Here is a 13,375-nt window from a genome sequence, read left to right as displayed (position 1 = left end):
GCTGGGGCGCACGGTCCGGGGCCCGCCGGCGGGCCGTACTTGGAGGTGCCGTTCTCTCCCCTGTCGGTGTGGGTGGTGACGGTTCGCGGGCGGGTGTCGTACGGAGGGTGGGGGTTTTCGGTCGTGGGGTGGTGAGGTGTGGGTGGGGTGTTTGTGCTCGCACCACCAGAAAGAATCACGACAAATCCGGACGATTGGTGCCAGGAGTCCCTGCTTTTTGTCGTGATATGTCATCAAAGCTTGCTGAGTCGTGTAAGCATCGATGCATGAACGGGTCATATGGGACTGCCTTAAACGCCTGGGGCCGCTGGGATCACCCGCGGCCGGGCGGCGTCCGCTGACGTGCCCGCTCCCCCGGCCCGGCCTGTAGCCGGTCCGCTGTCCGATCGCCTCAGAAGGAATCTCCCCTTGCGCATCCTGCTTCTCTGCTCCTCGTTCAACGGCCTGACCCAGCGCGCCTGGCTGGAGCTGCGCCGGGCCGGTCACGACGTCAGTGTGGAACTGGCACTGTCGGAGCAGGTGATGATCGAGGCCGCCGAGCTGGCAAAGCCGGATCTGGTGATCTGCCCGTTCCTGAAGGAGAAGGTGCCGGCGCGGCTGTGGCAGAGCCAGCGGACGATCATCATCCATCCCGGGCCTCCTGGCGACCGGGGGCCGTCGTCGCTGGATTGGGCGATCGCCGACGACGAGCCCGAGTGGGGGGTGACGGCGTTGCAGGCCGTGGAGGAGATGGACGCGGGCCCGATCTGGGGGTATCGCATGTTCCCGATGCCGGCCGAGCCGCCGCGCAAGTCGGCGCTGTACAACGGGCCGGTGGCGGATGCGGCGGTGGAGCTGGTGCTGGAGGTGGCGGCCAGGGCGGCGGACCCGGGGTTCGTGCCGGTGCCGCTGGACTACCGGCGGCCGGAGGTGGTCGGGCGGTTGCGGCCGGCGATGCGGCACGCCGACCGGGAGATCTCCTGGTCGGAGCCGACGCAGGCGGTGCTGCGGCGGGTGCGGGCGGCTGACGGGACGCCGGGCGGGCGGGCGCGGCTGTGCGGGCTCGACGTGCGGGTGTTCGACGTGTACCCGGGGCCGGTGCCGGCCGGGGAGCCGGGAGCAGTGCCGGTGCCGGGGACGGTGGCGGGGCGGCGTGAGGGCGCGGTGCTGGTGCACACCGGTGACGGGACGGTGTGGGTGGGCCATCTGCGGCTCGACGAGCCGGGCGCGGTGAAGTTGCCGGCCACGGCGGTGCTGGGTGATCTGGTCGCGGACGCGGGAGAGGTGGCGGGCTACAGCGAGATCACCTACGACCGGAGCGACAGTGTGGGGGTGGTGAGTTTCGACTTCTACAACGGGGCGATGTCGACGGAGCAGTGCCGCCGGCTGGCGGCGGCACTGCGGTACGCGGCGGCTCAGGACACGCGGGTGCTGGTGGTGCGTGGTGGTGAGGTGTTCTCCAACGGGATCCATCTGAACGTGATCGAGTCGGCGCGCCATCCGGAGATGGAGGCGTGGATGAACATCAACGCGATCAACCAGGTGTGCCGCGAGGTGATCTGGTGTACCGGGCAGCTGGTGGTGACGTCGGTGGGCGGCAACGCGGGTGCGGGCGGAGTGATGATGGGGCTGGGCGGCGATCGGGTGATCGTGCGTGCGGGGGTGGTGCTCAATCCGCATTACCGGACGATGGGGCTGTTCGGGAGCGAGTTCTGGACGTACGTGCTGCCGCGCCGGGTGGGTGAGGAGCAAGCGGTGCGGCTGACGCGGGAGGCGTTGCCGATCGGGGCAGTGGACGCGGTGGAGTCGGGGCTGGCGGACAAGGTCGTGGCGGGGACTCGGCCGGAGTTCGAGCGGGCGGTTCTGGAGTACGCGGAGAAGCTGGCGGCCGATCCGGGGTATGAGCGGCTGCTGGCGGCCAAGCGTGCGGGACGGGAGGCCGATGAGCGGCGCAAGCCGCTGGACGGTTACCGGGTGGAGGAGCTGGCGGAGATGAGCCGGGACATGTTCGACGACCGGTGCGGCTTCCGGGAGGCACGGGAGGCTTTCGTGCTGAAGCGGAAGGCGGAGGCGACCCCTGAGCATTTGGCGGTTCATCGAGAGTTGTCCGTGTCGCGCGCGGGTGCATCTCATATGTGAGATAGGTTGTCGTGTTGTGGCAGATGACTATCTTGTGCGGATCGGCCGTCTCATCCGGGATGCGCGCCAGCATCGTGGATGGACGCAGCTTCAGCTGGCCGACGCCCTGGCGACGAGTCAGAGCGCGGTCAACCGGATCGAGCGCGGCAACCAGAACATCAGTCTTGAGATGATCGCCCGGATCGGTGAGGCGCTCGACAGCGAGATCGTCTCGCTCGGCTACGCGGGGCCGATGCACCTGCGGGTGGTAGGCGGCCGCCGCCTGTCGGGCAGCATCGAGGTCAAGACCTCGAAGAACGCGTGTGTCGCATTGCTGTGCGCGTCGCTGCTCACGTCCGGGCGGACGATCCTGCGCAAGGTCGCGCGGATCGAGGAGGTCTACCGGATCCTGGAGGTGCTCGCGTCGATCGGAGTGCGGGCCCGGTGGATCAACGAGGGCAGCGACCTGGAGATCGTGCCTCCGTCCCGGCTGGAGCTGGAGGCGATGGACACCGAGGCCGCGCGCCGCACCCGCAGCGTCATCATGTTCCTCGGGCCGTTGATGCACCGTACGGAGCAGTTCAGGATCCCGTACGCGGGCGGGTGCGACCTGGGGACGCGCACCGTGCAGCCGCACATGTCGGCGCTGAAGCACTTCGGGCTGGACATCACCGCGACCGGCGGCTTTTACCACGCGCGGGTCGACAGGCAGGCGGCGCCGTCGCGGCCGATCGTGCTGACCGAACGCGGCGACACGGTGACGGAGAACGCGCTGCTGGCGGCGGCGCGGCATGACGGGGTGACGGTGATCCGCAACGCCTCGTCCAACTACATGGTGCAGGACCTGTGCTTCTTCCTGGAGCAGCTCGGCGTGCGGGTGGAGGGGATCGGCACGACGACGCTGACGGTGCACGGGGTGCCGTCGATCGACCGGGACGTCGACTACTCCCCCTCCGAGGACCCGGTCGAGGCGATGAGCCTGCTGGCGGCCGCGGTGGTGACGTCGTCGGAGCTGACGATCTGCCGCGTGCCGGTGGAGTTCCTGGAGATCGAGCTCGCGGTGCTGGAGGAGATGGGCCTCGACCACGATCGCAGCGCCGAGTATCCGGCGGCCAACGGGCGGACCCGGCTGGTGGATCTGACGGTGCGGCCGTCGAAGCTCACCTCCCCCATCGACAAGATCCATCCGATGCCGTTCCCCGGGCTGAACATCGACAACGTGCCGTTCTTCGCGGCGATCGCCGCCTCGGCGCAGGGCTCGACGCTGATCCATGACTGGGTGTACGACAACCGGGCGATCTACCTCACGGAGCTCACGCGGCTCGGGGCTTCGGTGAAGCTGCTGGATCCGCATCGGGTGCTGGTGGAGGGGCCGACGCGGTGGCGGTCGGCGGAGATGATGTGCCCGCCGGCGCTGCGACCGGCGGTCGTGGTGCTGCTGGCGATGATGGCGGCCGAGGGCACGTCGGTGCTGCGGAACGTGTACGTGATCAACCGAGGCTACGAGGACCTGGCGGAGCGGCTGAACGCGCTGGGAGCGCGGATAGAGACCTTCCGCGACATCTGAACATTCTGTCGGTGCGGGCCGCTACCGTCTCCTGGTGGATCTTCCACGAGGTGAGGGGGACGGGTGCGGCCTGCGGAGCTCGACCGGTTGACGGTGGGACAGGCGGCTGATCGCTATGTGGAGCTGGTGCGGGCAAAGACGCTGACGGGGGCGCTGTCCCCGGCCACGGCCGAGGTCTACGCGCGGGATGTGGCGACCCTGGTGGCCCTGGCCGGCGAGCAGACGGTGCTGGACGACCTGACCGGCGAAGACGTGGACGCGATCCTGCTGGCGTTCGCACGCAAGCCCGACGGCCGCCGGACCGCTGACGCCGGTGGCGGGGCACGGCAGTCGGCCTCCTCTCAGGCACGGTTCCGGCGGTCGATCTCGGCGCTGTTCAAGCACGCGGCACTGACCGGGTGGGTGCAGCTCAATCCGATGGCGCTGGCGACGGTGACGGCCAAGGAGCGGGGCGGGCTGCGGCCCGAGCGGCGGGCGCTGACCCGCGAGCAGGCGCAGGGGCTCGTCGGCGCGGCCCGGTCGCTGAGCGAGGAGCCGCAACGGCCGGGCCGGCGGCGAGACCAGCGGACCCAGCTGCGTGACGCGCTCATCGTGCTGCTGCTCGCGGCGGTGGGGCCACGCGTGTCGGAGCTGGTGCGGGCCAACGTCGAGGACTTCTACACCAATGACGGGGTGCGCTACTGGCGGATCTTCGGCAAGGGCGGCAGGACACGGGACGTGCCGCTGCCCCGGGACGTGGCCACGGTCCTGACGGCCTACCTGGACGAGGGCAGGCCGGCGACACAGGACAAGGCGCTGCTGCTGTCGTGGCGGGGGCGCAGGCTGGCGCGCGGCGACGTGCAGGCGGTGATCGACCGGGTGCTGCGCGAGGTGGATCCGGCGCAGCGGAGATCGGTGACGCCACACGGACTGCGGCACACGACGGCGACGCATCTGCTGGCGGACGCGGTGGACATGGACGCGGTGCGGCGGGTGCTGGGGCACAGCGACCTGTCGACGCTGGGGCGCTACCGTGACGAGTTGCCGGGTGAGCTGGAGGTGGCGATGCGGGCGCATCCGCTGCTGCGGGAGCCGAAATCCGGGTGAGCGCCGCTCAGGTGGGGACGGCGGGCGCGGCCCGCGCCGCGAGGTGGTCGAGAGGGACTCCGAGAACGTCGGCCAGGGCGGCGATGGTGAAGAAGGCGGGAGTCGCGATCCGGCCCGTCTCGATCTTGCGGAGGGTCTCGGCGGACATCCCGGCGGCAGCGGCGACCTCGACGATGCTGCGCTCGCCTCTGGCTCGACGCAGGAGCATGCCGAGGTGCTCGCCGCGGAGGCGTTCTTGCGGAGTCAGCGGAGGTCGCACCATGAAGCCGAGTCTATAGCGCCAATAGAAATACCGGTATAGTTATCGCCATGGTCGAGATCAAAACACCCGGCGAAATCCAGGCGATGCGCGAAGCCGGCCGCATCGTCGCCCAAGCACTCACCCACGTCGCCAAACACGCCACCACCGGCACCCCCGTCACCGAACTCGACGACATCGCCGCCACCGTCATCGCCGAAGCCGGAGCCACCCCCGCCTTCCTCGACTACCACCCACCCTTCGCCCCCACCCCCTACCCCGCCGTCATCTGCGTCTCCATCAACGACGCCATCGTCCACGGCATCCCCGGCCGCCACCGCATCCGCGACGGCGACCTCGTCAGCGTCGACTGCGGCGCCTACCTCGACGGCTGGGCAGGCGACAGCGCCATCAGCTTCACCATCGGCACCCCCGACCCCCACGACCAAGCACTCATCCACGCCACCGAACAAGCCCTCGCCGCAGGCATCGCCGCCGCGACCCCAGGCAACCGCATCGGCGACATCGGCCACGCCATCGCCACCATCGCCACCGCCGGCGGCTACGGCGTCCCCACCGACTTCGGCGGCCACGGCATCGGCCGCCGCATGCACGAAGACCCCCACGTCCCCAACCGCGGCCGCCCCGGACGCGGCCTCACCCTCCGCCCCGGACTCACCCTCGCCATCGAACCCATGTTCATCGCCGGCGGCGACGACCACTACCGCACCGCCCCCGACGGCTGGACCCTCCACAGCCGCGACGGCAGCCGCGCCGCCCACTCCGAACACACCATCGCCATCACCGACGACGGCCCCCTCATCCTCACCCTCCCCTGAATGTCAGCGATCAGGTCATTGAGCCAGATTGAGGCTTGGCTGAGCAGGCTATTGAGCCACTCCCGTAGGGCTCGATCAGGATGGATGGACCCAGCTACCGGCCGAACAAGGTGGGCGGCGACACTCGACCGCGCCAGGCTGTTGCCCGAGGCCAAGCTGCACGAGCAGGTCAACGGCGAGTGGTCGTTGGTCGAGACCCAACGCCACCTGCTGTTCGCCGGCGATGCCTGGCTCGGCAATGCCGTGGACGCACGCGCCCCCTCCCGAGCCCGCTCCAGCCCGCCCGGCTCCGGCACCCCCGGCAACGGCAGCAGCAGATGCCACCGCCACAACTCCCGCGGCACCTCCAGCGCCGGCCGCTCATCCTCCACCCACCACAAACCCTCCAACGCCCCCGCAGAACCCCCCATCCCGGCCGCGACCGCATACAGAGCCCGGACCGCGCCCACATGCTCCGCACCCCCCGGCTCCCCCAACCCCGTGACGTTCAAGCACGTCACCACACCGTACGAGACCAGCTCAGGCTTACTCACCGCTCCTCCTCCAGACAGACCATCACCTCAGTCACCAGCTCATCAGCCGGCGTCACCCCCGGATCCGACACGTACACCTCCCGAATCGGCCCCCGCACCCGCAGCCGCCGCTCCGCACACCACGCCAGCACCGCATGCGCGGTCAGCACGATCTGGTCGTACGGCCCCACATGCGTCGCCGACGCGAAGACACCACCGGGCAACACCTCCGCCCGCACACCACCGCCCGGCTCCCACACCCCCGGCTCCAGCAAGAGCGCCACCTCAACCTCGACCACCTCGCCCAGATCAACCGGGAACAGCCCCACCAGACGAACCTCCGACAGCCCGGCCGCCACCGACAACACCCGCGCCACCGCCGCCGACGTGGCCCGCCCCACCCCCTCCGGCCCGTCCGCCACCTCACCGGCCACCGCCACCCGGCGCGCCGGCTCACTGACCACCCGCACCCGCGCCGCCGGCAACCCCTCCGCCATCACCCGCTCCAGCGACGCCAACGTACGACGCCGCCTGACAAGCTCCTCTTCCAGCGAATCCCGTACCGAACCCAGCGCCCCAGCCTCCCCAGACAGCACCCGGCCGATCACCACCAGCGGCACGTCCAGCGAACGCAGCAACCCGATCGACAACGCCACCCGAGCCTGCGACGCCCGGTAATAGCGATAACCCGAATCAGGATCCACATACGCCGGCTCCAGCAACCCCAACTCGTCGTAGTGCCGCAACTGCTTGACACTCAACCGGCCCAGCGCGGCGAACTGCCCGATCGGCAGCAGATCATCCTCCACACCCACAAGCATGAGCCCTCCCCTCATGGGAGAGTCCATCCCCTTGAACCTCACGTAACGTGAGGCCCCATCCTGGAAGCATGAGTCTGTCTGTCGGCCAGGTGTCCAGACTTGCCGGAATCACCGTGCGCACCCTGCACCACTACGACGAGATCGGGCTCCTCAGCCCCGGCGAACGCACCGGCGCCGGATACCGCCGCTACACCGACGACGACCTCATCCGGCTGCAGCAGATCCTCCTCTACCGCGAGCTCGGCTTCCCTCTCGACGAGATCGCCGTCATCCTCGACAATCCCCAGGTGGACGAGCTCACCCAGCTCCGCCGCCAGCACGAACTCCTCACCCGCAAATCCGAACGCCTCCGCCAGGTGATCGCCGCCGTGGAGCGGGCCATGCAGGCACGCTCCGTCGGCATCAACCTCACCCCGGAGGAGCGCCTGGAGCTCTTCGGCGACTTCCGCCCCGAAGACCACGAGGCGGAGGTGGAACGCCGCTGGGGCGCCGGCGAGGCGTACCAGGAGAGCCGCAGACGCGTCGCCACCTACACCAAGGACGACTGGCTGCGCCTTCGGGCCGAGGCGGCGGCCGTGACCGAGGACCTGGTGGCGGCGTACAAGGCGGGTCTGCCACCCGACGGCGAGCAGGCGATGGACCTGGCCGAGCGGCATCGCGGCCACATCACCCGCTGGTTCTACACCTGCACGTACGAGATCCACCGCGGGCTGGGAGAGTTGTACGTCTCCGATCCCCGCTTCACCGCCGTCTACGACGCGCAGGCCCCCGGCCTGGCGGCATATCTGCGCTTCGCCATTGCTGCGAATGCTTGTCGTAGGGGTAGTTGATCTTGTATCCACCCACGCCCTTTACAATGTAGATCAATCGATGGAAAACGGGTCGCGGGCCGCTAGCGTCTGGCTGGTGAGCAGCGTCGCGTCGCCCGTGCCGTGGCTGTGCGGGCCCTCGTCCGACGACACCGTCCGCCGCTACGCCGGCCTGCTGCCCGGCACGGCGTTCACGGTGTGCCGGTTGCACGTCTCCCCCGCCGTGCTGGCCGAGCGCGTCGCCAGGCGAGGCCGGGGAGACGGGCCGGCGCTGCCCGGAGACGAGCTGAAGGGGCTGGACCCCCGCGCCGTGGCCGGCATCGCCACCCGTGCCACGGATGAGGCCGAAGCCCTCGATCGCGCCGGGGCGGGCGACGTGCGGATCGACACCGACAACCGGTCGCCGCAAGAAGCGGCCAGGCTGATACGCGACCTCTGGCCCATTCAAGATGTAGCCGATGCGCCGGCGGTGTGACGCTCGGGTAGCCAATCGCGGACGGGATCGTACTCCAGCCACCGGTTGCGCTCAGCCTCCGCCACGAAGCCGCTCACCAGGACGTCCAGCAGCGGATGACCGCCGTTGCCGCGCCAGAGCAGTGACCAGGCGTACAGCGGCGTGGGGCCGACCAGCGGGACCGAGCGGATCGCCGGGCGGGGCGGGAGGGGCAGGTCTGCCGGCAGCAGGCCGAAGCGGCGCGTATCGGCCGCCAGATCGGCCAGGAAGTGGTCCAGTCCCAGGTTCGTTCCCTCGGCGCGGTGGTGGATGCCGAAGGACTCGGCGAACCGGTGCAGGAAGTCCAGCCGGTGGAGCGCTCCCGGGGTCCACAGCACGCTGTCGCGCAACCGCGCCGGCTGGATCGCCGGCGCGTGCGCCAGCGGGTGATCGACGCTGAGGATCACGTCCACCGGTTCCAGTCGTACCAGGCGATGCGTCAGCCCGGCGGGCAGCGGCGCGTGGACGCGGCCGAAGGCGGCGTCGATGTCGCCGTGCAGCAGTGCGGCGGTCACCGAGGGCAGGTCACGGCCGTGTCCCAGTTCCATCCGCGGCTCGCCGGTCGCCACCCGCGCCAGCGTGCGCATGGGCGCGTACAGGTGGCCCCACACGTCGATCCGCAGCGGGCGGTGCGCGTCCAGCGCCGCCGCCACGGCCAGGTCGGCGGCGGCCAGCGCCTGACGGGCGGGCTCCAGGAAACGCTGTCCGGCCTCGGTGAGGCGCACCCCCTGGCCGCCGCGGTCGAGCAGGCGCCTGCCGACGGTGGATTCCAGGCGGGCGATCCGCTTGGAGAGCGCCTGCTGGGAGATCGACAGTTCCTCGGCCGCGTGGCCGAAGTGCAGCTCTTCAGCCGTCAACACGAACGCGCGCACCTGCGCCAGGTCGAGGTCCACGCCTGTCACCTTAGGCGACAACCGATGGTTGTCGGCCTGCCGCGTCCGTTGTTGGATCACGCGACACGGATGCCGGTTTCATGGCCGCATGCGTAGATTGATCCCTACGGGAGATGCCTCACGGCCGGTGGAGTTCGCCCAGGACACTCAGCCCGCGCCCGCCCCGGACGAGATGCTGATCAAGGTTGAGGCGTTCTCCCCGAATCGCGGGGAGACGTTCCTGCTGGAAGCGCCGAAACCCGGCCTGATGCCGGGAAAGGACGTCGCCGGCCTGGTCGTGCAGGCCGCCGCCGACGGCTCGGGACCGCCGGCCGGCACCCGAGTGGTGGGCCATCCGCCCATGGGCGGCTGGGCCGAGTACGCGGCCGTGCCCACCCACTCGATCGCCGCCCTGCCCGACGAGCTCACCACCGTCCAGGCGGCCGCCCTGCCACTGGCCGGGATCACCGCGCTCCGGCTGCTCCGCGCGGTCGGCGCCGTGACGGGCAGGCGGGTGCTGCTGACCGGCGCCTCCGGCGGGGTGGGGCACTACCTCACCGAGCTCGCCGCGGCGGCCGGCGCGGAGGTGACCGCGGTGACCGCCACGGCGGAGCGCGGCGCGCGCCTGCGTGAGCTGGGCGCCACGGCGATCGTGCACGACCTGGACGAGGCGGACGGCCCGTTCGACGTGGTGCTGGAGTCCACCGGCGGCAGTGCGCTGGCGGCCGCGCTGGCCAGGCTGGTCCCGGACGGCATGCTGGTGTGGTTCGGCCAGGCCAGCCGTACCCCGGCGACGGTGAACTTCTTCGACCTGCTCGCCGGGCCGGAGAACGCCGTGATCCGGCACTTCCACTACGCGGGCGCGCCGTACGGTCCTGACCTGGCCACCCTGGTACGTCTGGCGGCCGGCGGGCGGCTGCACCCGGAGATCGGCCGCACCGCTGACTGGAGCCGGACCGCCGACGTGCTGGTCGGCCTTCGGGAACGCCGGCTCCGCGGCAAGGCCGTCCTGACGATCGGAGCACCACGATGAGCGCCACGGAGTTCGCTGCCGCCAACCTGTCGCGCGCAACCGGAGCCGGGCTGGACCCGCACGAGTATCTGCGCGTCACCGGCGAGCTGGCCGACCTGGACCAATGGGGCGAGGCCTTCATGCGTACCGCGCATGGGCATCTGGCGCGCGCCGGGCAGGCGGCCACGACGGTCTCGGCAGGCGAGCACTTCCAGGTGGCGGCGCGCTGGTTCCACGTCGCCACCCTGGGGCCCAACCGTGAGAGCGCGCTCGCGGCCGCCGAGGCTGACACCGCCATGGAACGTGCACTGGACCTGCTGGAGCCGGAGGCACGCCGACTCGAAGGGCCGGGCTTCACCGGCTGGTTGCGCGGCCCGGCCGATGCCGCGGCCACGGCCGTGGTGGTTCCCGGGCTGGACTCCAGCAAGGAGGAATTCCACGACGTCATCGCCGCCCTGCTGCGCCGGGGCATGGCCGTGTTCGCCATGGACGGGCCGGGACAGGGCGTACTCGCGGCAACCAGCACCGTCCGCGCCGACTACCACCACGTGATAGGCCAGGTCATCGACGCACTCGGCACGCAGAGCGTGGGACTCGTCGGGCTCAGCCTCGGCGGCTACTACGTCACAGAAAGCGCCGCTCGGGAGTCCCGCGTCGCGGCCGCCGTCACCGTCAGCGGTCCCTTCCGGCTGCACTGGGACGTCCTGCCGGCCCCCGTACAGGACCTCCTCATCCAGCGCGCCGGCGGCGAAGAAGCGGCGCGCCGCTTCGCCGGCCAGGTGGACCTGTCCACCCTCGCCCCGCGGACCACCTGTCCACTGCTGGCAGTGGACGGCGGCCTGGACGTCATTCCCGGCGTGACCAACGGCGAGTCGCTGGCACGCCTGGCACCGCACGGACACTACCTGCGCATCCCGCACGGCGACCACCTGCTCGGCAACGCCCGCCCCGACTGGCTGGCGACGGCCGCCGACTGGCTTTCCGGAGAACTCACATGACACGTCTCACCGACACGACCGCGCTGATCACCGGCGGTGACCAACTACATGAACAACCGGTCGTTAATATAGTGTGGCACGCATGACACGAGACGATCGACGGCCGCGCGGCTCGCACAGCCGCGAAATCGAGCGGAAGGGACGTACCAGCGAGGTGTAAGGCTTTTCGCGCACTATCGGCGGGTCGCGCCGGGGATCTCCGGGGCGGCCTGGTCCCGCTGCCGCCTGCCGGCGACACTCTTCCGGTCGCCGAAGGCCCCGCGGAGGCGGCACTGCCCGGCGCGGTGGGCATGTGGCTGTGGGCGGACATGGTCGGCCGCCGGGTCGGCTCACTGTCGGTGTGGCGCGACGAGGACGATCTTCAAGGGTTCGTACGACTGCCTGCGCACGTTGAGATCATGCGCGAGTACCGGCATCGGGGGACGTTACGCTCCCGCACCTGGCAGATCGACGAGCTGGACGGAGCCGACCTGGTGGGCGAGCTGATGTCTTCCGGTGCGAGTTAGGGGTGTTTGGCAGGCAGAGTGTTGTTCCAACGAGCCAGGCCCTTTACAAAGTAGATCATATGCCGAGCCCATTACATACGCTTGCGAGCATATAACTTGCCCGGTATGTTCGGAGGCATGCGCTTCGACGTGCTGGCAGAACCCGCGCGGCGGCAGATCCTCGACCTGCTGCTCGAACGGCCCCGCCTGGTCGGTGAGCTCACCGAGCGGCTCGGGCTGACCCAACCCGGCACCTCCAAACACCTGCGCGTCCTGCGCGAGGCCGGACTGGTGGCCGTGCGCAAGGACGCCCAGCGGCGCTGGTACGAGATCAGACCGCAGCCGCTCGCCGAGATCGACGCCTGGCTCGCCCCCTACCGGCGGCTGTGGGCCGGCAGCCTCGACCGGCTCGAACGACACCTCGACACGATGGAGGAGCAGTGAACGAGCACCTCACCATCCGCCCCGACGGCCGCACCGTCCTGCACCTGGAACGCCGCCTGCCCCACCCGCCGGACAAGGTGTGGCGGGCCATCACCGAGCCGGAGCACCTCAAGCACTGGTTCCCCGCCGAGGTGACGATCACCGGCGACCGTGTCTCCTTCGGGTTCGGCCCCGACGGCACGGTGACCGAGCTGGCCCCGCCCCGCGTGTTCGCCTACACCTGGGGCGACGACGAACTGCGCTGGCAGGTGCGGCCCGACGGCGACGGCAGCGTGCTGGTGCTCACGCACACGTTCGGCGACCGCTTCGGCGCGGCCAGCTTCGCCGCCGGCTGGCACACCTGCGTTGCCGCCCTGCTGGCCCTGCTCGACGGCCGCCGGCCCACCGCGCCGGGCACCGCGCCGGACACCGCCCGGCTGCACGAGGACTACGTCGCGATCCTGGGGCTGACCTCCGGCGAGACCGACGACGGCATCGTGCGACTGGAGCGCCAGCTCACCCGCCCGGCCGACGCGGTCTGGCAGCACCTGGACGGCGCCCGGGCCCAGGTGGGCGCGCCCCCGCCCGCGCCGTTCACCGTCGCCGGCGTGCCGGCAGGCGCGGTCGGCCGCGCCGAGCCCGGCAAGCTCCTCGAGTACGCCACAGCATCCGGCACGGTCCGCTGGGAACTGGCCGAGGGCACCGGTCATGGCGCCCGCCTCATCCTCACCCACACAGGGGATCCCGCCTCGCTGCCCGCCTGGCGTGCCCGCGTCGAGGAACTGGCCGCCGCCCTGCTGCCCTCCTGACGGGCCCGAATAAGGATCGTCCTCCGGCGGACTGTTTCTTACAGCCCACGAGTGACAGGGTGACTCCCCCGCAGCATGGTGGTCTCGTTGCGATGTCAGCCGTGGTGAGCCATCGTGGGCACGCGACACCAGTGCACAGCCGGTTCCGCGCTGCGCGCCTCTCCGTGCCGGTCCTTCAGGGCTGCCCACCGGATGGCCCGGTGGGAGAGGAGATCCGGCAGATGTCTGGGAGTGGCAAGAGGGAAGAGCGCCGCCACACGGTCTGCACGGTCCTGGCCGTGGTCAGGTTCGTGCTGTGGATCGTCTGGATGCTG

At 70.5% G+C, this 13,375-nt stretch carries 14 protein-coding genes and 1 pseudogene; 12 read left to right on the top strand and 3 right to left on the bottom strand.

The genetic code is table 11. The annotated features are described in order from the left end of the window. Positions 1-408: 408 nt before the first annotated feature. From V5E28_RS12125 to V5E28_RS12115, 3 genes are all read left to right on the top strand, one after another. The gene (locus tag V5E28_RS12125; protein WP_336206882.1) at positions 409-2,118 is read left to right on the top strand and encodes an enoyl-CoA hydratase-related protein; all 1,710 of its coding nucleotides are present in this window, start codon (positions 409-411) and stop codon (positions 2,116-2,118) included. A 16-nt stretch (positions 2,119-2,134) separates the two neighbouring features. After that, the gene (locus V5E28_RS12120) at positions 2,135-3,664 is read left to right on the top strand and encodes a helix-turn-helix domain-containing protein (RefSeq protein WP_336206879.1); all 1,530 of its coding nucleotides are present in this window, start codon (positions 2,135-2,137) and stop codon (positions 3,662-3,664) included. A 63-nt stretch (positions 3,665-3,727) separates the two neighbouring features. Next, positions 3,728-4,750, top strand: a complete 1,023-nt coding sequence (locus V5E28_RS12115) for a tyrosine-type recombinase/integrase (RefSeq protein WP_336206877.1) — start codon at positions 3,728-3,730, stop codon at positions 4,748-4,750. 7 nt (positions 4,751-4,757) lie between these two features. On the opposite strand, the gene V5E28_RS12110 is transcribed toward V5E28_RS12115, so the two are convergent. Next, complete coding sequence (locus tag V5E28_RS12110) at positions 4,758-5,012, bottom strand: helix-turn-helix domain-containing protein (RefSeq protein ID WP_336206875.1); 255 nt, start codon at positions 5,010-5,012, stop codon at positions 4,758-4,760. 47 nt (positions 5,013-5,059) lie between these two features. Here V5E28_RS12110 and map point away from each other — a divergent pair, with 47 nt between their 5' ends. Together map and V5E28_RS12100 are read left to right on the top strand one after the other, a co-directional pair. Next, the gene (gene map / locus V5E28_RS12105) at positions 5,060-5,827 is read left to right on the top strand and encodes a type I methionyl aminopeptidase (RefSeq protein WP_336206873.1); all 768 of its coding nucleotides are present in this window, start codon (positions 5,060-5,062) and stop codon (positions 5,825-5,827) included. Further along, positions 5,828-6,208 (top strand): annotated as a pseudogene (locus V5E28_RS12100) (DinB family protein); the annotation flags it as partial. A gap of 148 nt (positions 6,209-6,356) precedes the next feature. On the opposite strand, the gene V5E28_RS12095 reads toward V5E28_RS12100, so the two are convergent. Further along, positions 6,357-7,160: a MerR family transcriptional regulator gene (locus V5E28_RS12095; RefSeq protein WP_336206871.1), complete on the bottom strand. Its 804-nt coding sequence runs from the start codon at positions 7,158-7,160 to the stop codon at positions 6,357-6,359. A 68-nt stretch (positions 7,161-7,228) separates the two neighbouring features. On the opposite strand from V5E28_RS12095, the gene V5E28_RS12090 reads away from it, so the two are divergent. Next, positions 7,229-7,990 carry a MerR family transcriptional regulator gene (locus V5E28_RS12090; protein WP_336206869.1) on the top strand — a complete coding sequence of 254 codons (762 nt, stop codon included), beginning with the start codon at positions 7,229-7,231 and terminating at the stop codon, positions 7,988-7,990. Positions 7,991-8,066: 76 nt separating this feature from the next. Continuing rightward, positions 8,067-8,444: a hypothetical protein gene (locus tag V5E28_RS12085; protein ID WP_336206867.1), complete on the top strand. Its 378-nt coding sequence runs from the start codon at positions 8,067-8,069 to the stop codon at positions 8,442-8,444. On the opposite strand, the gene V5E28_RS12080 is transcribed toward V5E28_RS12085, so the two are convergent. After that, positions 8,414-9,355, bottom strand: coding sequence for a LysR family transcriptional regulator (locus tag V5E28_RS12080; RefSeq protein WP_336206865.1), 942 nt, complete (start codon positions 9,353-9,355; stop codon positions 8,414-8,416). The genes V5E28_RS12085 and V5E28_RS12080 overlap by 31 nt on opposite strands. 88 nt (positions 9,356-9,443) lie before the next feature. On the opposite strand from V5E28_RS12080, the gene V5E28_RS12075 reads away from it, so the two are divergent. From V5E28_RS12075 to V5E28_RS12055, 5 genes are all read left to right on the top strand, one after another. Next, positions 9,444-10,367: a zinc-binding dehydrogenase gene (locus V5E28_RS12075; RefSeq protein WP_336206863.1), complete on the top strand. Its 924-nt coding sequence runs from the start codon at positions 9,444-9,446 to the stop codon at positions 10,365-10,367. Beyond that, positions 10,364-11,344, top strand: coding sequence for an alpha/beta hydrolase family protein (locus tag V5E28_RS12070; RefSeq protein WP_336206861.1), 981 nt, complete (start codon positions 10,364-10,366; stop codon positions 11,342-11,344). Before V5E28_RS12075 ends, V5E28_RS12070 begins: the two co-directional genes overlap by 4 nt. A gap of 290 nt (positions 11,345-11,634) precedes the next feature. After that, entirely contained in the window at positions 11,635-11,850 is a 216-nt protein-coding gene (locus V5E28_RS12065; RefSeq protein WP_336206859.1) for a hypothetical protein, read from the top strand. Between the two features lie 117 nt (positions 11,851-11,967). Further along, entirely contained in the window at positions 11,968-12,273 is a 306-nt protein-coding gene (locus V5E28_RS12060; protein WP_336206857.1) for an ArsR/SmtB family transcription factor, read from the top strand. Beyond that, complete coding sequence (locus tag V5E28_RS12055) at positions 12,270-13,061, top strand: SRPBCC family protein (RefSeq protein ID WP_336206855.1); 792 nt, start codon at positions 12,270-12,272, stop codon at positions 13,059-13,061. The genes V5E28_RS12060 and V5E28_RS12055 overlap by 4 nt, the downstream gene beginning before the upstream one ends. The last annotated feature ends 314 nt before the right edge of the window (positions 13,062-13,375 follow it).

Source organism: Nonomuraea sp. LPB2021202275-12-8 (genome assembly GCF_037044575.1).
GTDB lineage: Bacteria > Actinomycetota > Actinomycetes > Streptosporangiales > Streptosporangiaceae > Nonomuraea.
Note: the sequence above shows the minus strand (reverse complement) of the source record. Positions and strands in the feature narration are given on the sequence as shown.